This window comes from Streptomyces sp. NPDC055506 (genome assembly GCF_053643595.1).
The window spans coordinates 52,886-71,604 of sequence record NZ_JBSHKH010000020.1 but is presented as its reverse complement, the minus strand read 5'-3'; the positions used below and the strand labels follow the sequence as shown (position 1 = coordinate 71,604).

General features: G+C 72.6%; 19 protein-coding genes. 11 read left to right on the top strand and 8 right to left on the bottom strand.

Going from position 1 to position 18,719, the window contains the following annotated elements; translation table 11 throughout:
* The first annotated feature begins 105 nt into the window (after positions 1 to 105).
* The 7 genes from ACWIF2_RS10875 (at position 106) to ACWIF2_RS10845 (ending at position 8,890) form a co-directional block, all read left to right on the top strand.
* The gene (locus ACWIF2_RS10875; RefSeq protein WP_454359815.1) at positions 106 to 993 is read left to right on the top strand and encodes an STAS domain-containing protein; all 888 of its coding nucleotides are present in this window, start codon (positions 106 to 108) and stop codon (positions 991 to 993) included.
* Complete coding sequence (locus tag ACWIF2_RS10870; RefSeq protein WP_454359814.1) at positions 990 to 1,409, top strand: STAS domain-containing protein; 420 nt, start codon at positions 990 to 992, stop codon at positions 1,407 to 1,409. Before ACWIF2_RS10875 ends, ACWIF2_RS10870 begins: the two co-directional genes overlap by 4 nt.
* On the top strand, positions 1,409 to 1,849 hold the full coding sequence (locus ACWIF2_RS10865) for an anti-sigma regulatory factor (protein WP_454359829.1): 441 nt from the start codon (positions 1,409 to 1,411) through the stop codon (positions 1,847 to 1,849). Before ACWIF2_RS10870 ends, ACWIF2_RS10865 begins: the two co-directional genes overlap by 1 nt.
* Positions 1,849 to 3,231 carry a SpoIIE family protein phosphatase gene (locus ACWIF2_RS10860; RefSeq protein ID WP_454359813.1) on the top strand — a complete coding sequence of 461 codons (1,383 nt, stop codon included), beginning with the start codon at positions 1,849 to 1,851 and terminating at the stop codon, positions 3,229 to 3,231. The genes ACWIF2_RS10865 and ACWIF2_RS10860 overlap by 1 nt, the downstream gene beginning before the upstream one ends.
* A complete protein-coding gene (locus ACWIF2_RS10855) occupies positions 3,228 to 4,958 on the top strand; it encodes a PP2C family protein-serine/threonine phosphatase (RefSeq protein ID WP_454359812.1) in 1,731 nt (576 codons plus the stop codon). The genes ACWIF2_RS10860 and ACWIF2_RS10855 overlap by 4 nt, the downstream gene beginning before the upstream one ends.
* A gap of 231 nt (positions 4,959 to 5,189) precedes the next feature.
* Positions 5,190 to 6,563: an NAD(P)/FAD-dependent oxidoreductase gene (locus tag ACWIF2_RS10850; protein WP_454359811.1), complete on the top strand. Its 1,374-nt coding sequence runs from the start codon at positions 5,190 to 5,192 to the stop codon at positions 6,561 to 6,563.
* A gap of 83 nt (positions 6,564 to 6,646) precedes the next feature.
* Entirely contained in the window at positions 6,647 to 8,890 is a 2,244-nt protein-coding gene (locus ACWIF2_RS10845; RefSeq protein WP_454359810.1) for an FUSC family protein, read from the top strand.
* A 34-nt stretch (positions 8,891 to 8,924) separates the two neighbouring features.
* Here ACWIF2_RS10845 and ACWIF2_RS10840 read toward each other — a convergent pair whose 3' ends face one another.
* From ACWIF2_RS10840 to ACWIF2_RS10820, 5 genes are all read right to left on the bottom strand, one after another.
* Positions 8,925 to 9,359: a hypothetical protein gene (locus tag ACWIF2_RS10840; protein ID WP_382590185.1), complete on the bottom strand. Its 435-nt coding sequence runs from the start codon at positions 9,357 to 9,359 to the stop codon at positions 8,925 to 8,927.
* Positions 9,360 to 9,387: 28 nt separating this feature from the next.
* Positions 9,388 to 10,227, bottom strand: coding sequence for a DUF1206 domain-containing protein (locus ACWIF2_RS10835; RefSeq protein ID WP_454359809.1), 840 nt, complete (start codon positions 10,225 to 10,227; stop codon positions 9,388 to 9,390).
* 167 nt (positions 10,228 to 10,394) lie between these two features.
* Positions 10,395 to 10,631, bottom strand: coding sequence for a DUF5133 domain-containing protein (locus ACWIF2_RS10830; protein WP_454359808.1), 237 nt, complete (start codon positions 10,629 to 10,631; stop codon positions 10,395 to 10,397).
* A 29-nt stretch (positions 10,632 to 10,660) separates the two neighbouring features.
* Complete coding sequence (locus ACWIF2_RS10825; RefSeq protein ID WP_454359807.1) at positions 10,661 to 11,524, bottom strand: SigB/SigF/SigG family RNA polymerase sigma factor; 864 nt, start codon at positions 11,522 to 11,524, stop codon at positions 10,661 to 10,663.
* Positions 11,525 to 11,725: 201 nt separating this feature from the next.
* Positions 11,726 to 12,160, bottom strand: a complete 435-nt coding sequence (locus tag ACWIF2_RS10820; protein ID WP_454359806.1) for an ATP-binding protein — start codon at positions 12,158 to 12,160, stop codon at positions 11,726 to 11,728.
* Between the two features lie 272 nt (positions 12,161 to 12,432).
* On the opposite strand from ACWIF2_RS10820, the gene ACWIF2_RS10815 reads away from it, so the two are divergent.
* The 3 genes from ACWIF2_RS10815 to ACWIF2_RS10805 all read left to right on the top strand — a co-directional run bounded on the left by ACWIF2_RS10815 (position 12,433) and on the right by ACWIF2_RS10805 (position 14,930).
* Positions 12,433 to 12,654: a hypothetical protein gene (locus tag ACWIF2_RS10815; RefSeq protein ID WP_399014503.1), complete on the top strand. Its 222-nt coding sequence runs from the start codon at positions 12,433 to 12,435 to the stop codon at positions 12,652 to 12,654.
* Between the two features lie 69 nt (positions 12,655 to 12,723).
* On the top strand, positions 12,724 to 14,202 hold the full coding sequence (locus tag ACWIF2_RS10810; RefSeq protein ID WP_454359805.1) for an aminotransferase class I/II-fold pyridoxal phosphate-dependent enzyme: 1,479 nt from the start codon (positions 12,724 to 12,726) through the stop codon (positions 14,200 to 14,202).
* A gap of 272 nt (positions 14,203 to 14,474) precedes the next feature.
* On the top strand, positions 14,475 to 14,930 hold the full coding sequence (locus tag ACWIF2_RS10805; protein WP_382488557.1) for a cyclic nucleotide-binding domain-containing protein: 456 nt from the start codon (positions 14,475 to 14,477) through the stop codon (positions 14,928 to 14,930).
* A 3-nt stretch (positions 14,931 to 14,933) separates the two neighbouring features.
* Here ACWIF2_RS10805 and ACWIF2_RS10800 read toward each other — a convergent pair whose 3' ends face one another.
* Positions 14,934 to 16,226 (bottom strand): MFS transporter, encoded by a 1,293-nt coding sequence (locus ACWIF2_RS10800; RefSeq protein WP_454359804.1) that lies wholly within the window; start codon positions 16,224 to 16,226, stop codon positions 14,934 to 14,936.
* Between the two features lie 83 nt (positions 16,227 to 16,309).
* Positions 16,310 to 16,927, bottom strand: a complete 618-nt coding sequence (locus ACWIF2_RS10795; RefSeq protein ID WP_454359803.1) for a LysE/ArgO family amino acid transporter — start codon at positions 16,925 to 16,927, stop codon at positions 16,310 to 16,312.
* Between the two features lie 69 nt (positions 16,928 to 16,996).
* Here ACWIF2_RS10795 and ACWIF2_RS10790 point away from each other — a divergent pair, with 69 nt between their 5' ends.
* Positions 16,997 to 17,905 carry a LysR family transcriptional regulator ArgP gene (locus ACWIF2_RS10790; RefSeq protein WP_454359828.1) on the top strand — a complete coding sequence of 303 codons (909 nt, stop codon included), beginning with the start codon at positions 16,997 to 16,999 and terminating at the stop codon, positions 17,903 to 17,905.
* 11 nt (positions 17,906 to 17,916) lie between these two features.
* Here the strand turns inward: ACWIF2_RS10790 and ACWIF2_RS10785 are convergent, their stop codons facing one another.
* Entirely contained in the window at positions 17,917 to 18,624 is a 708-nt protein-coding gene (locus tag ACWIF2_RS10785) for a TetR/AcrR family transcriptional regulator (protein WP_454359802.1), read from the bottom strand.
* Positions 18,625 to 18,719: the final 95 nt, after the last annotated feature.

Genomic DNA, 18,719 nt, shown 5'->3' with positions numbered 1-18,719 from the left:
ACGAGGTCGGGGCATGGTTAGAGTTGTCGCCCGGCAAGTGTCACCACGCCGTTCTCGTTTCCGAAGCGGGCTCGGTCGACGCAACGCGGATGAGGAGAGAACCAGGTGCCGGAGCACGAAGCGGACGGACAGCTCGCCACGCCCACCCGGGAGGTCAGGGACTTCCTGCACCGCCGGCGGGAACAGATCGCCCAGCGTTGGGCGGACGAGCCCCTGTTCCGCACCGTGTTCACCGTCTCGCGCGACGAGGCGGTGGAGGCGGGCAAGACCGTCGTGGACGCGCTGGCCCAGGTGGCCGACTCGGACCAGGTGGAGGACCCGGACGCCGCGGGGTTCAGCGGGGTGCGCGAGCAGCTGGCACGGATGGGCGCGGCCCGTTCCCGTGCCGGGCTGTCCAACACCCAGGTGTCCAGCGAGCTGGCCGCCCTTCGGCCGCCCGTGGAGAATCTGCTGGCCGCCGACCTGGAGCAGACCCCGCCGGAGCACCTGCGGGCGTGTTCGACGACGTTCACCGTGCTGATGGGCACTCTGCGGCTGGTGGCCATGCAGACGGCGCTGAGCGAGTGGGAGGCGCTCAGCGACCGGCAGCGGCTGCAGCTGATGGAGGTGGCCACGCCCGTCATCCGGCTGTGGGACGGCATCGTGGCCGTTCCGCTGATCGGGACGCTCGACAGCGCGCGCAGCCAGGTGGTCATGGAGACGCTGCTGGACGCCGTCGTCGACCAGCACGCCCGGTTCGCGATCCTGGACATCACCGGCGTGCCCACCGTCGACTCGCTGGTGGCGCAGCACCTGATGAAGACGGTGGCCGCCGCGCGGCTGATGGGCGCCGAGTGCATCGTCTCCGGCATCCGTCCCGCCATCGCGCAGACCATCGTCCACCTCGGTCTGGATCTGGACGTGATCACCCGTGCGAACCTCGCCGACGCGCTGGGGTACGCGCTGCACCAGCTCGGCGCGGACATCGTGAACGCGAGTGCGGGACAGCGGTGAGCGACGCCTACCTCCGTCCCGTCCCGGGCCATGTGCCGGTCCTGCGGCTCGGCGACGTCCTCCTGGTCACGCTCCAGGGAGACCTGCACGACAGCACGGCGCAGCAGCTCCAGCAGGACCTCGCGGAGACGATCTCCCGCACCGGGGTGCGCGGTGTCCTCATCGACATCTCCGGAGTGGAGATCGTCGACTCCTTCCTCGGCCGGGTGCTGGCCGAGATCGCCGCGCAGGCCAAGCTGCTGGCCGCGCGGACCGTGGTGGCCGGCATGCGCCCGGCGGTCGCCATCACCCTGGTGGACCTGGGACTGACGCTGCCGGGGCTGCACACCGCGCTCAGCACCGAGGCGGGCATGGAGCTCCTCGCGCGGCAGACCCCGGTGACCCGTCCCGGCGGCCCGCGTCAGGAGAGTCCGTGATGCACACTGCCGCGGGCGTGGAGGCCTGCCTGCCCATCCGGTCGGACATGGACCTGGTGTGGGTGCGACAGCATGTGCGGCAGGCCGCGGCCCGGCTCGGCTTCGGCCTGGTGGCACAGACCAAGCTGGTCACCGCCGCCAGTGAGCTGGCCCGCAACACCCTCGTGCACGGCGGAGGCGGGCAGATGCAGGTGACGCGGGTCAGCAGCGCCGGTGCGCAGGGCCTGCGGCTGGCCTTCACCGACGAGGGGCCGGGAATCGCCGATCTGGACCGGGCGCTCAGCGACGGCTACACCTCCGGCGGCGGGCTGGGGATGGGGCTGAGCGGCGCGCGGCGCCTGGTGCACGACTTCCACATCGACAGTACGCCGGGCGACGGCACCACCGTGCGGGTGACCTGCTGGGTCGCCCAGCCGCCGCGTCCGCGCGAGGAGGCCTGATGCCGCGCGTGTGGGACGTCCCGGTACGCGACTCGACGCGGGTGCGCGACGCGCGAGTCGCCGCGGAGGACGCGGCCGCGATGGCCGGTCTCGACGAGCGGCGCACCGCGGCCGCCGCGCTGGTCGCGACCGAGCTCGCCACGAATCTGCTCAAGCACGCCGAGGGTGGTCAGGTGCTCATCGACGTCGTGGCGCCCCCCGTGCTGCGGGAGGGGCGTGAGGAGTCCCGGGTCGTGCAGATCGCCGCGATCGACCACGGCCCGGGCATCCCCGACGTGGCCGCGGCGCTGCGCGACGGTTTCTCCACGACGCGCTCGCTCGGCGCGGGCCTCGGCACGTGTCTGCGTCTCGCCGACGACTTCGGCCTGCACAGCACGCCGGGCCGCGGCACGGTCGCGGTGGCCCGTGTGGGCGTCACGCCCCGCGGCGACGGCACACCGGCCGGGCCGGCCGTGCGTGTGTGGGCCGACGGGGCCTCGGGGGGCTGGGGCGGCCTGCCCGGGCCCGGCACACCGGGCGGCGCCGTCCCGGGGTGGTCCGGCGGCGGGCCGTGGCCGTCCGGCATGTCGGGAGCTGTCCCGGGAGGTGACCGGCCAGTGGCCGGAGCCATGGCATGCGGCGGCCCGACGGGGCACACGGCTGTGGGCGACGGCGTCCTGGAGGGCGAAGTCGGGAACGAACCCGGGGACGGACCCTGGTCCCGGCCGGTCTCCGGTGCCCCGGGGCCTGAAGCACGGCCCGGCCGGTCGGACGCCAGCCCGGCGCCGGTCGCCGGTGTGCGGGCCGGGGGCGTGAACATCCCCTACGCCGGTGCCGAGTGCTCGGGCGACGCCTGGGCGTGGGTGCGGGTCGGGGAGCGGATGACGCTGATGCTGGCGGACGGTCTGGGGCACGGTCCGGAGGCCGCTCGGGCCTCGTCCGCCGCGGTCGGGGCGCTGCACCGCTGGTCCCACCTCTCCCCCGCCGACGCGCTGCGGCGGCTGCACGACGCGCTGAAGAGCACCCGGGGCGCGGCCGTCGCCGTGGCCCAGCTCGACCTGCGGGCCGGGCGGCTGCGGTTCGCCGGCATCGGGAACGTGGGGGCGCGGCTGCGCACCGACGGCACCTGGCGACACCTGCTGTCGCGGCCCGGCATCGTCGGGGTCCACCGGCCCGGCACCCTCCGCGAGGAGGAGGCCGACTGGGCGGACGACCCGCTGCTGATCCTGCACACCGACGGCCTGCCCAGCCGCTGGACGCCGCCGGCCGACGGCTGGCTGCCCCCGGCCGACCCGGCCGTGACGGCCGCCGTGACGATACGTGACGCCAGCAGTCCCGCCCGGCCGGTGCGGGACGACACCGCCGTGGCCGTGCTGACTCCGACCCCGCCGGAACTCCCATGATGCGCACCTGGCAGATCACCACCGTCACCGATGCGGCACGCGCCCGCATCGCTCTCGCGCGCCTGGCCGCCGCGTACGGGGTGTCCACCGTCGAACGGACCAGGCTGGCCGCCGCCCTCAGCGCCCAGCTGCGCCAGTGCCTCACCAAGGGCGGCACCTGGCTGCTCACCATGCACCTGGCCGGTTCCCCCGCCGAGGAGGGGCTGCTGCACGCCGTGGTGACACCGTCCCCGGACGCGTCCGCCGCGGCCGGGGAACCACCGTGGGAGGTCACGGTCCCCTGCCCCGAGGCGGCCCGGGCCGGGGAGAGCGGCACCGTCGCGGACGACCCTGCCGCCCTCGCGGAGGCACTGCTCGGCGCCGACGAGGACACGGCCGTGGTGCTGGACAAGCTCACCGAGCAGGAGGACCTGGTCTCCTTCCACCGCGAGGAGCTGCACCAGACGAACCAGGGCGTCCTGGCGCTGCACGCGGAGCTGGACGCGGCCGGGCGGGCCCAGCGCGAGGCGTTCGCCGCCGAGCGCAGCGCACGCAACGAGGCGGAGAGCGCCCGCCGCAGGCTGACCTTCCTCGCGGACGCGAGCGCTGTGCTGACGGCCTCGCTCAACCACGAGGAGATCGTCCGCCGACTGCCCGACCTGCTGGTGCCGGAGTACGCCCGCAGCGTCGACATCTGGCTGTTCGACCACGAGGACGACCGGCACGGGTCGGCACCGCGTCCGGCCGCCGCCGTGGTCGCGGCCCGGACCGGCCGGCCCCAGTACGCCGCCGACCATCCGGGAGGCCTGCCCGGCGTCGAGGACCAGCCGCCGTCAGCGCTGGATCCCGGGCGGCCGCTGCTGTGTATCCCGCTGCCGACGCGGCGGGCGCCGCTGGGAGTGCTGACCCTGTCGCCGCCCGGTGCGCGCTGGGACCCGGACGACGCGGTGATGCTGATCGAGCTGACCCGGCGGGCCAGCATCGCGATCGACAACGCCCGGCGCTTCGAGCACAACCGCGACATCGCCGAGACGCTGCAGCGCGCCCTGCTCACGGATCTGCCGACGACGCCGGGCCTGAGCCTGGCCGCCCGGTATCTGCCCGCCACGCACGGGATGAACATCGGCGGTGACTGGTACGACGCGTTCCGCCAGCGGGACGGCGGTCTCATCACCGTCATCGGCGATGTGACCGGGCACGGGCTGCACGCGGCCGTGATGATGAGCCAGCTGCGCACCGCGCTGCGGGCCTACGCCGTCGACGGTGACAGCCCGGGCCGGCTCCTGACCCGGCTGCACCGGTTCCTGCACCATCTGCAGCCCGATCTGTACGCCACCGCCGTCATCGCGCGCTTCCACCCGGACGAGCCCACCCTGACCTGGGCCGCCGCGGGGCATCCGCCACCGGTGCTGCGGCTGCCCGACGGGACCGTGCGCACGCTCGACGCCAAACCCGGCGCCATGCTCGGCATCCCGCTCACCCAGGAGATCGCCGACCACACGGAGCGGGTGGAGCCCGGCTCGACGCTCGCGCTGTACACGGACGGGCTGGTCGAGCGGCGCGCGCAGGGCATAGACCCGGGTATCGGGCGGCTGGCCGCGGCGCTCGGCGGGTTCCGTTCCGCGGAGCTGGACGCGGATCTGGAGGGCTCGGCGGACCGGATCCTGCATCCGCTGCTGAGTGATTCCGAGCGCGACGACGACGTGTGTCTGTTGCTGTGTCATCTCCAAGGGGACGCCACGTCCTGACGGCAGGCCCTGACGGCAGGTCCGGACGGCCGTGCCTTGCACGCGTTCTTCACTCCCGCCTGGTGCTTTTCGGCCACGGGGCGGGCATGGTGGTGATCGACGCGTTCGTCTGCCTGCCGCGTCCGGCTGGCGTGCCGGCCGGACACACGGTGGGATCGAAGGGGTGCGAACCAGCGATCCATGGGCAGTCGAAAGGCGTTCGAGGCAGACCGCCTGGAGCCGCAGAAAGGGATGAACACCGTGACACGACCCAGGATCCTGGTGGTTGGCGCAGGCTTCGCCGGCGTGGAGTGCGTCCGCCGTCTGGAACGGAAACTCTCCCCGGACGAGGCCGACGTCACGCTGGTGACGCCGTTCGCCTACCAGCTCTACCTGCCGTTGCTCCCCCAGGTCGCCTCCGGCGTGCTGACGCCGCAGTCGATCGCCGTCTCCCTGCGCCGCAGCAAGAAGTACCGCACGCGGATCATTCCGGGCGGGGCCATCGGCGTCGACCTGAAGTCCAAGGTCTGCGTCATCCGCACCATCACCGACCAGATCGTCAACGAGCCGTACGACTACATCGTGCTGGCCCCCGGCAGCATCACCCGCACCTTCGACATCCCTGGTCTGACGGACCACGCGTTCGGGATGAAGACCCTCGCCGAGGCGGCGTACGTCCGTGACCACGTCATCTCGCAGCTGGATCTGGCCGACGCGAGCCAGGACCCGGACGAGCGGGCCTCGCGGCTGCAGTTCGTGGTGGTCGGCGGCGGCTACGCGGGCACGGAGACCGCGGCGTGCCTGCAGCGCCTGACGCACGCCGCCGTGAAGCGCTACCCGCGGCTGGACCCGGGGCTGATCAAGTGGCATCTGATCGACATCGCGCCGAAGCTGATGCCGGAGCTCGGCGAGAAGCTCGGCAGCAGCGCGCAGGAGATCCTGCGGCGGCGGGGCATCGAGATCTCGCTGGGCGTCTCCATCGCGAAGGCGGGCCCCGAGGAGGTCACCTTCACCGACGGCCGGGTGATCCCGACGCGCACCCTGATCTGGACCGCCGGGGTGGTCGCCAGCCCGCTCATCGCCACGCTCGGCGCCGAGACGGTCAAGGGACGGCTCGCGGTCGCCCCCGAGATGAACCTGCCGGGCGACGACGGGGTGTTCGCGCTCGGCGACTCGGCCGCCGTACCCGATCTGGCCAAGGGCGACGACGGCGCCATGTGCCCGCCCACCGCGCAGCACGCCCTGCGGCAGGGCAAGCACGTCGCCGACAACGTCATCGCGACGCTGCGGGGACAGACATTGCAGCCGTACGTCCACAAGGACCTCGGGCTCGTCGTCGACCTCGGCGGCACCGACGCGGTGTCCAAGCCGCTGGGCATCGAACTGCGCGGCCTGCCCGCCCAGGCCGTCGCCCGCGGCTACCACTGGTCGGCGCTGCGCACCAACGTGGCCAAGACGCGGGTGATGACGAACTGGCTGCTCAACGCGGTCGCCGGCGACGACTTCGTACGGACCGGGTTCCAGACCCGCAAGGCCGCCCGGCTGAAGGACTTCGAGTACACGGACGCCTATCTGACGCCGGAACAGGTGCGGGAGCACATCGAGGGGACCGCTCGGCGGGACTAGGCAGGGCCGAAGGGGAGCTTCCGATTCCGGCATGACATGCTGAGATGCGGATCTTGGTATGAGTCGGGAGAGAGTGCGGCGGCGTGAGGGCAGCAGGACGTTCGGTGTGGACAGGACTGCGGGACCGGATCGCGGCGTCCGACCCGGGACTGCTGCGCCTGACGGCCGGGTTGCGCACGGTCGGCGCCATCGCACTCACCCTGGCCGTGCTCAGTCTGTTCGGGGCCGATGTGCACCAGCTGGTGGCGGGGGCCATGGCGGCGATGGTCGCCACCTTCGCCATCCGGGAGAAGCAGCTCGGCCCCCAGGCCGTGACGCTGGCGCTGGGGCTGCCGGTGGCGCTGGCCTCCGTGTCCCTGGGCGCGTATCTGAACGCGCGTCCCTACGTCGGTGACATCTTCTTCGTCGTCCTGATCTTCTGCGCGGTCTACGGCCGCCGGTTCGGCGACCGCGGCACCGCGCTGGGGCTGATCGGCTTTCAGATCTACTTCCTGTCCCTCTTCGTCGGCGTCACCGTCTCCTCGCTGCCCGCGATGTGCGGCGTCATGGCCGTGGCGTTCTGCTCCAGTGCCGTCATGCGCTTCGCGGTGGTGCCCGCGACGCCCACGGGCGTGCTGATGCGGCTGCGGCTGGCCTTCCGCGCCCGGCTGGCCCAGCTGGTGTCCGCGCAGCTCGACCTCCTCGACGCCGACGCGGACGAGATGGACAAGGCCCTGGATGCCGTGCGCGAGGGGACCGCGCGGCTGCACGAGACGGCGATGATGATCCAGGCGCAGCTGGACGAGGGCACCCCGGACGAGTCGGCGGCGCGACTCGTGCAGCGCCGCATCGCGGACGCCGAGATCGCCGCCGAGCGGCTCGGACTGCTGCTGCTGACCGCCCGCAGCGCCGAGCGGGCCGACACGCTCACGCTGCACCTGCCGGGCGCGCCCGCGCCGTCGCTGGACGCGCCGGCCGTGCCGGACGAGGCCACCGCCACGCTCCGCCGGGATCTCCAGGCGCTGCGCACCCTCGTGCTGCGGGCCGGGAGCGGCGATACCGGCACAGGGCTGGCGCACGTACGCAACCGGCTTCTCGGCTACCGGGACGAGGAGAACCTGCCGCCCGCGCCCGCCGCCGTCCAGGACGTCTTCCGGGGAATCGGCGAGGCGGCCCGCGCGGTCATGGGTCTGCGGATCGCGCTGGACGGCCCGCAGGACGAGTCGGACGACACTCCTGCCACGGCCCGCTCCCGCGAGGAGCTGGACGCCGAGGACGCGGCGATCGACGGCGGCGGCGAAGAGCCGACCGTGGAGGAGGAGACGGGTCTGCGGCGGCCCACCACGCGTGCCGCGGTACAGGTCGCCGTCGGCTCGACGCTGGCCATCGTGGGCGGCGAGCTGCTGTCCACACAGCGCTGGTACTGGGCGGTGCTGACCTGCTGGATCGTTTTTCTGAACACCGCCTCCACGGGCGAGATCCTCGTCAAGGGCTACCGGCGGCTGCTCGGCACGGTGTTCGGCGTCGTGGCCGGAATCGTGCTGGCGGGCCTGGTCGGACAGCACACCTGGACGGCGTTCGCGCTGGTGCTGGTGCTGATCTTCGCGATGTTCTACTCGGCGCCGTTGTCGTACACGCTGATGTCGTTCTTCGTCACGGCGATGCTAGGGCTGCTGTACACGCTGCTGCACACCTACAGCCTCGACGTGCTTCTGCTGCGGGTGGAGGAGACCGCCCTCGGTGCGGCCTGCGGCGTGGTCGCGGCGGCGCTGGTCCTGCCGGTGCGGACCGACCGCCGTACGAACGAGCTGCTCGGCACCGTGCTCGAACGGCTGGCCGATGTCACGGAGTCGGCGGTCGGGCAGCTCAGCGGCGGGCCCGCGGACGAGCTGCTGGACAAGGCGCGTGACCTGGACCAGGCGCTGGCCGATCTGCGGGCGGCCACGCAGCCGCTGACCCACCCGGTCACGCCGCTGCGGGCCCGGCGCCACACGGCCCGGTACGTGGTGGCGCTGCTGGAGACGTGCGCGTACCACGCGCGGACGCTGGCGGCGACCGCCGAGCTGCTGCCCACGCATCCCTCGATCGCGGCGGATCCGCGGTTGCGCGGGGCCGCGGCGCGTACCGTGCGCAACATCGGGGCCATCGCGGCCCGGGTCGAGGACGAGCACGCCGGGGCCCGGGTGGAGACGGGCCCGAGCATCGCCTCGCTGCTGGGGTCCGACGCCGGCACACCGCGCTACGGCCGGATCACCGACCGCGTGCTGCGGCACCTGGAGCGGCTGGACGAGGCCGTGGTGGGCCTGGCCCGGCCGCTGGGCGTGCCGGTGGCGGAACCCCGGGGCTGAGGCCGGTACCGCTCAGAAGTCCGGCCGGTACCGCTCAGAAGTCCGTGGGCAGACCGCTCACCTCGGCGATGCCCCGGAGCTCCTCGGTCTGCCTGTGCCGTTCCTTGATGTAGTCGGCTATCTCGCCGAGGCGGTCGGGATCGGACGCGGTGGTCGCGTCCGTGACGATCCTGACCGGGCCGGTCTCGTCGACGTCGAGTTCGACCACTTCGTTGTCCAGGCGGCCGGTGACGGCGGTGGCGATGACGAGGGCCACCTCGTCACGCACCTCTTGGGGCAGTTCGTCGCCGGCCCCTGAGTCGAGCGCGAAGTCGAGGCTGGACAGGCGCTCCTCGTCGATCGCCTCGAGGACGGGCTCCACCACGCGCATCAGGAGGCGGTAGTCCTCGGTGTCCATCCGGATGCGCAGGAGGTCCAGGTACATGTCCACGGGCCGGTCGTCGCCATGCGGAATCTCGGAATCGCTCATTGGCATCGTGTTCCCCGCACGACGCGGCTCAGACGCGTCGCCAGCGGGCCATGGCGAAGGAGAACACCCCGAAGAGCACGAGCCCGGCCGCGACACAGACCAGCAGCCAGGGGCCGAGCGGGGTGTCGGCGAAGGTGCGCAGGGTGTCGTCCAGGCCCTTGGCCTTATCGGGTTCGTACTCGATCGCGGCGCGGACGGCGAAGACGCCGGCCACGGCGAAGACCAGCCCGCGGGCGGCTCCGCCTGCCACGCCCGTGAAGTCCACCAGCCGCCGGGTGCGGGGGCCCATCTGCCCGAGCCGGAGCTTGTCGTGGTACTTGCGCAGGACCGCCCGTACGCCGATCCACCCGCCCGCGGCGACGATCGCGATCCCGGCCGCGCCGACCAGCCACTGCCCGGCGGGCAGCTCCAGGGCCCTGGCGGTGGCGTCCCGGGACTGCTGGTCGCTGGAGCCGCCACCGCTCTGGTCACGGCTGGCCGCGAACGACAGCACGGAGTAGGCGACGAAGACGTAGAACGCGAAGCGGACGCCCGCCATCAGTCGCTTGCGGGCGCTGCGGCCGTCCTGTCCGACGGAGCCGAAGAACACCTCGGACAGCCGCCACAGGGCCATGCCCACGAGCCCGATGCCCAGGGCCCAGAGCAGCACCGCTCCGAACGGCTTCTGCGAGATCGCCGCCAGGGCTCCCCCGCGGTCGGCCTGCTCCTTGGTGTCGCCGAAGGCGATCTGCAGCGCCAGCGCGCCCACGAGCAGATAGATCACGCCCCGGGCGGTGAGTCCCGCCCGTGCCGCCCCCTCCGTCACCGAACCCCGTGCCGCCCGTCGGGCCCGGAACCGTCCGGTCTGTGCCAGCGCACTCGTGTTCATGTCGACCTCCCGGCGTTCCGGATGCCCCGGCTCGGCGGCCACACACCCGGCCGACTGCCGGACCAGCGCGTTCCGGCCTCGCCGCCCCCGGGGACCCGGCCTTCGCGGGACGCGAAGGGGCCTGGCCGCGGCTGATGCCGTCGGCCGGGCCCCTGTTCCGCCCGTTGTCAGGTGGCCAGGGCAGCGGTCTCCCGGGCCGGTGCGGGTGCGGTCGCGAGCCACTGGTGAGCGACTTCCAGGGCTCGTCCGACGTCCCGGGTGCCGGTGGACACGCACAGCGTGTACGCCAGGTCGCGGGCCCGCGGCCCGGCCTCGGCCGGTGCGTTTCCGGCCTCGGCGGCCGGTACCAGTGCCTCGTACTCGTCGACGAGGCGGCGCAGCACCGCGGGGTGGGGTCTCAGCATGTGGTTCTCGCTCCTCGTGGGTCGGATGGTCAGGCCGTCGTGGAGGTGCCCCCGCTGTCCCGGGCGCCCGTCCGCTGCCCCAAGGCCTCGTCGCGCACCCGGGCGCAGCTGCGGCTGATGAGACGGGAGACGTGCATCTGGGAGATGCCGAGGTGGTCGGCGATGCGGCTTTGCGTCATGTCCTCGAAGAAGCGCATGTAGAGAATGGCCCGTTCGCGTTCCGGCAGGCGGCGCAGGCCTTCCTTGGCGGACTCGCGGTCGACCACGACGTCATAGGAGGCGTCAGCCGCGCCGAGGGTGTCCGCGAGGCTGTAGCCGTCGTCGTCGGCCGAGAGCTCGGCGTCCAGCGACAGGGTGCTGAAGCTCTCCAGCGCTTCGAGCCCGGCGCCGACCTCTTCCTCGGTCAGGCCGGTGCGGGCGGCGAGGTCCGCCACGGAGGGCTCGGGGCTGCCCGGGTTCTGGGTGAGTTCACGGCGTGCCACCCGCACCTTGTTACGCAGTTCCTGCACCCGGCGGGGGACCCGCAGGGCCCACATCCGGTCCCGGAAATGCCGCTTGACCTCACCGGTGATGGTGGGGACGGCGTAGCTCTCGAAGGCTCCCCGGCTCGGGTCGAAACGGTCGACGGCCTTGACCAGCCCCAGGGCCGCCACCTGCTTGAGGTCCTCGAGCGACTCGCCGCGCTCGCGGAAGCGGCCGGCGATGCGGTGGGCCATGGGCAGCCACAGCGTGACGAGCTCGTCACGGACGGCTTCCCGCTCGGGGCCCTCCTCCAGTTCCGCCAGCCGGGTGAACAGGGCGGCGGTGTCCGGGGCGTCGTCGTGCCGCCGCCGAGTGGCGGTGGTCGTGGTTCCGGGCGTGTCGGGGCGGTTCGTGGGCGTGTCGATGAGCATGCGGATTCGCTCCTGACAACGGTGATTTCAGGGTGTACCGCAGGAAGGTCGCTGCCCGGATCGCCTGGAGGGCCTCCGGGGCAGCCATACCGCTCCCGCTGGCGCGCCTCCGGTCCGAAGCACGAGATTGCGACTGCCCTGCCCCCGGTGGAACAAACTCCACTTTGCTGTGCAATCTGCCCGGGAGCCGGCAACCGGGTTTCAGGCGAGGGGTACGACGGCGGTGATGCACTTGCCGCCGGCAGGCAGGTCCGCGACGCGGACGTCGCGGGAGAGCCGGCACACGATGGGCCAGCCGTGGCCACCGTGCCGCAGCCGTCCGTGCGGATCCACGGGTGGCGCCGTCACGGGCAGTTCGTCACTGCGGTCGCTCACCGACACTCGCACGCCGGGGCCGTCGACGTCGACCCGGAAGTCGGTGACGCCGCCGCCGTGCAGGATCGCGTTGGTCGTCAGTTCCGAGACGACGAGCAGCGCGTCGGACAGGGCGTCCGCGTCGCACGGGGTGTGAGTGGTACGGCAGCGTTCGGCCACGGCGCGCTCCACGGCCCGGCGCGCCTCAGCGGGTTTGCACGGCCGGTCCAGGTCCGCGCCGAGCGGCCCGAGTACGGATTCGATCATGTGCTCGTCGCACATCCTTCAGCTCCCTGGTCGGTGAAGACGGAAGCCGGGCCCGGCCCGCGTTCCGTGGCCGCCCGCTCGGGCACGCCTGGGGCTCACGGTGCCCGCTGCTTCCTTCAACCTCCCGCGGCGTTCGGGGCGCGCACCTCGCGAGCGCCGCGGGCCTCTTCTCTTCGGCTGACCTCTCCCCGCACCTGCAAACCTCCGGTCCGCCTTTCCTGCCGAAAAGCGCCCGAACGGCCGCCGGTCGGTGCCATCTCGGCGCCTTGTGTGGGTAGGCGGGGTGCATGACCGATGTGGTGGACTCGGACGAACTGCTGCGGCGCATCCGGCGCGCGAGGGCCTGCGCGATGCGCGAGGAACGGACGTGGCGGGCCAGGAGCGAGGAACTGAGCGCGACCGACCCGAAGGGGGCCAGGGACGCGACCGTACGAGGAATGTCCTACGAGGCGGTGGTCACGGTGCTGGACGAGATCCTGACGCCGGGCAAGCACGGTACGGAGGGCTGACCGGGAGGGTCCGTACCCCGTACCGGACGGCGGCCGATTGCGACGGGACGCGGCGGGAACCCGGTGCGGATGACAGTCGACCACACCCGCGCACCGGTTCTGGAAGCCCTGGACGAGTACCGCCGCAAGGGGCATCTGTCGTTCTCGCCACCCGGGCACAAGCAGGCGCGCGGCGCCGATCCGATGGTCCGGGAGGTCCTCGGTGACGCGGTGTTCCACGGCGACGTGCTGGCCTCGGGCGGTCTGGACGACCGGCTCACCCGGGGACAGGTGCTGCACCGGGCACAGGAGCTGATGGCCGACGCGGTGCACGCCGAGCACACCTACTTCAGTACGTGCGGCAGCTCCCTGTCGGTGAAGGCGGCCATGCTGTCGGTCGCGGGGCCGCACGAGAAGCTGCTGATCGGGCGTGACGCGCACAAGTCGGTGGTGGCGGGGCTGATCCTGTCCGGTATCGAACCCGTCTGGGTCGACCCGCGCTGGGACGCCGAGCGGAAACTGGCCCATCCGCCGTCCGCCGAGGACTTCGAGCGGGCCTTCGGGGCCCACCCGGACGCGCGGGGCGCGCTGGTCACGAGCCCCACGCCGTACGGCGGTTGCGCGGACCTCGGGGCGATCGCCGAGGTGTGCCACCGGCGGGCGCTGCCGCTGATCGTGGACGAGGCGTGGGGCGCGCATCTGCCGTTCCACCCCGATCTGCCGTCCTGGGCGATGGACGCGGGCGCGGACATCTGCGTGACCAGCATCCACAAGATGGGCAGCGGCCTGGAACAGGGCTCGGTCTTCCATCTGCGGGGCGACCTGGTCCCGCCGCAGTTGCTGGGGATGCGCGCGGACCTGCTGGGCACCACCAGTCCCTCGGTGCTGATCTTCGCGGGTTTGGACGGCTGGCGGCGGCAGATGGCGCTGCACGGCGAGGAGCTGATGGGCGGCGCGCTGGATCTCGCGGCCGAGGTCCGGTCCGCCATCGAGGAGATCGACGGGCTGCACGTCAACGACCGACGGGACTTCTGCGGCCCTGGGCTCTCCGACGACTTCGACCCCCTGCCCGGGGTCATCGATCTCACCGGGCTCGGGATCACGGGCTTCCAGGCGGCGGACTGGCTGCGCGAGCACCGGCACATCGACGCGCATCTGGTGGACCACCGCCGCATCGGCATGCAGATCACCCACGGCGACGACCGGGAGACGACCGGGCCGTTGCTGGAGGCGCTGCGCGATCTCGCCCGGGCCGCGGGGGATCTGCCCCGGGGGCCGCGGGTGGAGGTGCCGTCGTCGGCCGAGCTGCGGATGGAGCAGGTCATGCTGCCCCGCGACGCGTTCTTCGGCCCGGCCGAGGACGCGCCGGTGGGCGAGGCGGCCGGACGGGTCGCGGCGGAGATGATCACGCCGTATCCGCCCGGCATCCCGGCCGTCCTCCCGGGTGAGCGCCTCACCGAGCCGGTGCTGGCGTATCTGCGCACAGGGCTGGCGGCGGGCATGCACCTACCCGATCCCACGGACCCGAAGCTGGATACGGTCCGTGTCGTCTCCGACAGCGCACGGTGACTCCGACGTGAAACGGGTCACCCGGCCCGGTCCGGGGTGCACGGACGGCCCCTGGATGGTTTATCGTTCATTCATACGTGATGGCGGGGTCGAACCCGCGTTCCCCCGTTCGTCACCGCTAACGGCCCTGGCTGGTCTCCCCCGTCCAGCCAGGGCTTTTTCATGCCCGGAGAAAGTTGCCCACGCCGAGGTGCCCGAGGCTCCGCCAGCGGCTGAAATGGGCGTAGGGAGAATGCACCGGTAGTCGACCGCCCGGCGAGGAGCTCCGCGTCATGACCAAAGCGATCAAACTCCTGACCGCCCTGCCTCCGCCCCAGCGGCAGCGTCTGATGGCGCTCGCGCGGGAGGTGTCCTTCCCCGAGGACACCCGCATCTTCGAGGCGGGCGGCGCGGCCGACCGCTTCTGGGTCATCCGTTCCGGTGCGGTCTCCCTGGATCAGGAGGTCAACTCCCTGCAACGGGTCACCGTGGCCAGCCTCGGCGCGGGCGACCTGCTCGGCTGGTCCTGGCTGTTCCCGCCGCACACCTGGGACTTCGGCGCGGTGGCGTTCAGTCCCGTACGGGCCTACGAGTTCGACGCGGCGGCCGTGCTGGAGCTGTGCGAGGAGGACTCCCAGCTGGGTCTGCTGCTGGTGCGATCGGTCGCCGAGGTGCTCGCGCACCGGCTGGAGATGACTCGCGGCAAACTGATGGAGCAGTACACACTGCACCGGCGAGGGGCCCTCTGAGACTCAGATGCGGTAGCGGCGCAGTGCCGGTACCGCGGCGGCCAGGGCCAGCATCACGGCCACGACCAGCAGGCCGCCGCCCGTGACGGCGGTGCGGGGGCCGAAGGCGGAGCCCGCCGTGCCGTGCAGTACGTCGGCGAGGCGCGGGCCGCCCGCCACGACGACGGTGAAGACGCCCTGCATGCGCCCGCGCATCTCGTCGGTGGCGGCGGACAGCAGGATCGCGCCCCGGAAGACCATCGAGACCATGTCGGCCACACCGGCCACGGCGAGGAACGCCACCCCGACCCACAGACTGGTGCTCAGCCCGAAGCCCGCGATCGCCGCACCCCACGCGACCACCGCCCCGATGACCATCCAGCCGTGTCGGCGCGCCCGGGAGAAGGTGCCGGAGAACAGTCCGCCCAGCACGGCGCCGATGGGGATCGCCGCGAACAGCAGGCCCAGCGCGAGACCTTCGCCGTAGGGCGCGTAGGTCTGGGCGGCGAGCTGCGGGAACAGGGCGCGCGGCATGCCGAGGACCATGGCGATGATGTCGGCGAGGAACGACAGCAGCAACACGGTGTGCCCGGAGATGTAGCGGAAACCGGCGGCGATCTCCCGCACGCCCGCGCGGCGTTTGCCCGTGCCGGCCAGGGGCGGCAGCGACGGCAGCCGGTACACCGCCCACACCGTGACGCACAGGGCCAGGGCGTCGATCAGATAGAGCTCGGGCAGGCCGATCACGGGGATGAGGGCGCCGGCGAGCAGCGGACCGACCACCTGGCCGGTCTGCATCACGGTCGAGCCGAGGGCACCCGCCGCCGGCAGTTCGTCCTCGGGGACCAGCCGGGCGATGGAGGCGGTGCGGGCCGGTGCGTTCAGGCCCCAGAAGGCCTGCTGCATCGCGAGCAGCACCATGAGCGCGGCCACCGACTCAAGGCCCGCGAAGGCCTGGAGCCAGAACAGCAGCGAGGTGACGGCGATGCCGATGTTGGTGATCAGCAGCAGCTTGCGCCGGTCCATGCTGTCGGCGATCGCCCCGCCCCACAGCGCGAACACGATCAGAGGCACGAGGCCCGCCAGGCTCGCCGCGCCCACCCAGGCCGAGGAGCCGGTGATGTCGTAGATCTGCTTGGGCACGGCGACCGCGGTGAGCTGGCTGCCGACGGCCGTGACGATGGTCGAGCCCCACAGCCTTCTGTAGGCGGGGCGGCGCAGGGGGCGGGTGTCCATGGCCCAGCGCCGCCAGCCGCGGCGCGGGGGTGCCTCCGGCGCGGGATCCTGCTCTTCCGTCGTGCTCTCGCTGGTGTCCACTCGCCGCTTCCTGGATGCTCGCTACAGCTACCCGGCCGGGGATCACTATCCCACCAGCCGCCGAGCGCCCCGGAGGCGAGGTCTCAGCTTCCGGCGATGAGCGCGGCACCGAGCGCGATCATGGTGACGGCGAGCACGCCGTCCATGACCCGCCAGGCGGCTGGCTTGGCGAGGTGACGGCCGAGCAGCCGGGCGCCGAAGCCGAGGACGGTGAACCAGCACAGGCTGGCCAGCACGGCGCCCAGACCGAACGTCCAGCGCAGCGGGCCGTGGTCGGCGGCGACGGAGCCCAGCAGGAAGACGGTGTCGAGGTAGACGTGCGGGTTGAGCCAGGTCATCGCCAGGCAGGTGAGCACGGCCCGGCGGCGTGATCCGGCCGCCTCACCCTCCGCCCGGAGGCCGCCGCCGCCCGGCCGGAACACCCGGCGGGCGGCCAGGGCGCCGTAGCAGAGCAGGAACGCGCCGCCGATCCAGCCGACCGCCGTCAGCACGCCCGGCCATGTCACCACCACCGCTCCGACCCCGCCGACCCCGAGCGTGATGAGGGCTGCGTCGGACAGGGCGCAGATGCCGACGACGGCGAGGACCGCCTCGCGGCGGACCCCCTGGCGCAGGACGAAGGCGTTCTGGGCACCGATGGCGACGATGAGGGACAGTCCGGTGCCGAAACCCGCGGCCGCGGCGGTGAAGGTGCTGGTCATGACCTTGACGCTACGGACGGACCCGGTCCGGGTACAGCTAAAGATTCTTACGTATCATTAGCGCACGTGATGACATCGGTGATGCCGGACCTGCCTCTGGACCAGGTGCGGACCCTGCTCGCGGTCGTGGACGAGGGCACGTTCGACGCGGCGGCGGCCGCGCTGCATGTGACGCCGTCGGCGATCAGCCAGCGCGTGAAGGCGCTGGAGCAGCGCACGGGGCGGGTCCTGCTGCTGCGGACCAAGCCGGTGCGGCCCACCGAGTCGGGCGAGGTGCTGGTGCGGCTGGCCCGCCAGGTGGCTCGGCTGGAGCGCGATGCGTACGCGGAGCTGGGCCTGAGCGGTACCGGCGAGCCGACCCGGGTCTCGGTCGCGGTGAACGCGGACTCGCTGGCCACCTGGTTCCTCGGGGTGCTCACCCGCGTACCGGAGGAACTGCGGCTCTACTTCGAATTGCGCCGCGAGGACGAGGACCATACGGCGGCGCTGCTGCGGGAGGGGGTGGTGATGGCCGCGGTGACCTCGTCGCCGGACGCCGTGCCGGGCTGCTCGGTGCGCTCCCTCGGCCGGATGCGCTACGTCCCGGTGGCCGCGCCGGACTTCGCCGCCCGCCACCTCGGCGGCCCCCTGGAGCAGGTGCTGCTCGACGTGCCCGTCGTGACCTTCGACCGCAGGGACGACTTCCAGGACGGCTTCGTCCGCCGGCTCACCCGGGGACGGAGCGGGGCGAGCGCGCTGCGGCACTACGTGCCGACCTCGGAGGGGTTCGTCGATGCCGTGGCCGCCGGGCTGGGCTGGGGCCTGGTACCCGAGGCCCAGGCGGACCCGCTGCTGCGCACTGGCCGGCTCGTGGGACTCGCCTCGGGCCGGCCGGTCGACGTGCCTCTGTACTGGCAGCAGTGGAAGCTCGACTCCCCGGCGCTGGCGCAGGTGGCGGAGACGGTGACGGCGACCGCAGCGGAGGCACTGCGCAACTGAGGCGTGCCGCCCTACGCCTCGATGCCGTCCAACTGCGTCGCCGCGCTGTCCAGCAGCATCTCCAGGGCCGTCGGATAGGCGCTGGTCAGCATGCGGGTGGCGAGCAGGGGTGCCGCTTCCGCGATGCGGGGATGGGTGGTGGCGGGCAGGTGGGCGTACGTCGAACGCCACATCTCCTCGTCGGCGTGCAGTGAGGCACGGGGCAGTGCCAGCGAGGCGGCGTCGAGTGCGGCGAAGGCCAGCGTGGTGTCGACGAAGGCGTGGTAGATCCGCACCGCGTCCGGCAGCGGGAAGCCCGCCGTGCGCAGGAGGTCCAGGACCGCCTCGTCGGCGGCGAGTTCGTGGGCCCGGCCCGAGACCCGGCTGGCGGTGAGCACGGCCGCCTGCGGATGCGCCACGTACGCGGCGTGGATGCGCAGCCCGACGGCCCGCAGGTCCGCCCGCCACTCCCCCGTCGGCGCCCAGCCGCCGAGCGCCTGCCCGATCAGCGCGTCGCCGATGGCGAGCGTCAGGTCGTCCATGCCCCGGAAGTACCGGTAGAGCGTGCTCGGGTCGGCGTCCAGGGCCAGGCCGAGCCTGCGGGCGGTCAGTCCGGCGCTGCCGTGTTCGTGCAGCATGCGCAGCGCCGTCTCGACGATCAGCTCTTCGGACAGCACGGTGCCGCTCTTGGTGGGCCTGCGCCGGCGGCGTTTCTCCTCCGGCACCACGGGCTTCGGCACGACGGCTCCCTCCTTATGCCAACGCCATTGACCTTAAGACAGAGGGCGGCGTTTCATCTCCTCAAGGGCCCTCCACGTTCTTCGCAAAAAGGGAG

Excerpts from the sequence above, each read along its gene's own strand:
- ACWIF2_RS10835 (WP_454359809.1), bottom strand. The coding sequence starts at position 10,227 with ATGAACACGAGTGCGCTGGCACAGACCGGACGGTTCCGGGCCCGACGG.
- ACWIF2_RS10865 (WP_454359829.1), top strand. The coding sequence starts at position 1,409 with ATGCACACTGCCGCGGGCGTGGAGGCCTGCCTGCCCATCCGGTCGGAC.
- ACWIF2_RS10820 (WP_454359806.1), bottom strand. The coding sequence starts at position 12,160 with ATGTGCGACGAGCACATGATCGAATCCGTACTCGGGCCGCTCGGCGCG.
- ACWIF2_RS10840 (WP_382590185.1), bottom strand. The coding sequence starts at position 9,359 with ATGAGCGATTCCGAGATTCCGCATGGCGACGACCGGCCCGTGGACATG.
- ACWIF2_RS10830 (WP_454359808.1), bottom strand. The coding sequence starts at position 10,631 with ATGCTGAGACCCCACCCCGCGGTGCTGCGCCGCCTCGTCGACGAGTAC.
- ACWIF2_RS10810 (WP_454359805.1), top strand. The coding sequence starts at position 12,724 with ATGACAGTCGACCACACCCGCGCACCGGTTCTGGAAGCCCTGGACGAG.
- ACWIF2_RS10855 (WP_454359812.1), top strand. The coding sequence starts at position 3,228 with ATGATGCGCACCTGGCAGATCACCACCGTCACCGATGCGGCACGCGCC.
- ACWIF2_RS10795 (WP_454359803.1), bottom strand. The coding sequence starts at position 16,927 with ATGACCAGCACCTTCACCGCCGCGGCCGCGGGTTTCGGCACCGGACTG.
- ACWIF2_RS10850 (WP_454359811.1), top strand. The coding sequence starts at position 5,190 with ATGAACACCGTGACACGACCCAGGATCCTGGTGGTTGGCGCAGGCTTC.
- ACWIF2_RS10790 (WP_454359828.1), top strand. The coding sequence starts at position 16,997 with ATGACATCGGTGATGCCGGACCTGCCTCTGGACCAGGTGCGGACCCTG.
- ACWIF2_RS10860 (WP_454359813.1), top strand. The coding sequence starts at position 1,849 with ATGCCGCGCGTGTGGGACGTCCCGGTACGCGACTCGACGCGGGTGCGC.
- ACWIF2_RS10815 (WP_399014503.1), top strand. The coding sequence starts at position 12,433 with ATGACCGATGTGGTGGACTCGGACGAACTGCTGCGGCGCATCCGGCGC.
- ACWIF2_RS10805 (WP_382488557.1), top strand. The coding sequence starts at position 14,475 with ATGACCAAAGCGATCAAACTCCTGACCGCCCTGCCTCCGCCCCAGCGG.
- ACWIF2_RS10825 (WP_454359807.1), bottom strand. The coding sequence starts at position 11,524 with ATGCTCATCGACACGCCCACGAACCGCCCCGACACGCCCGGAACCACG.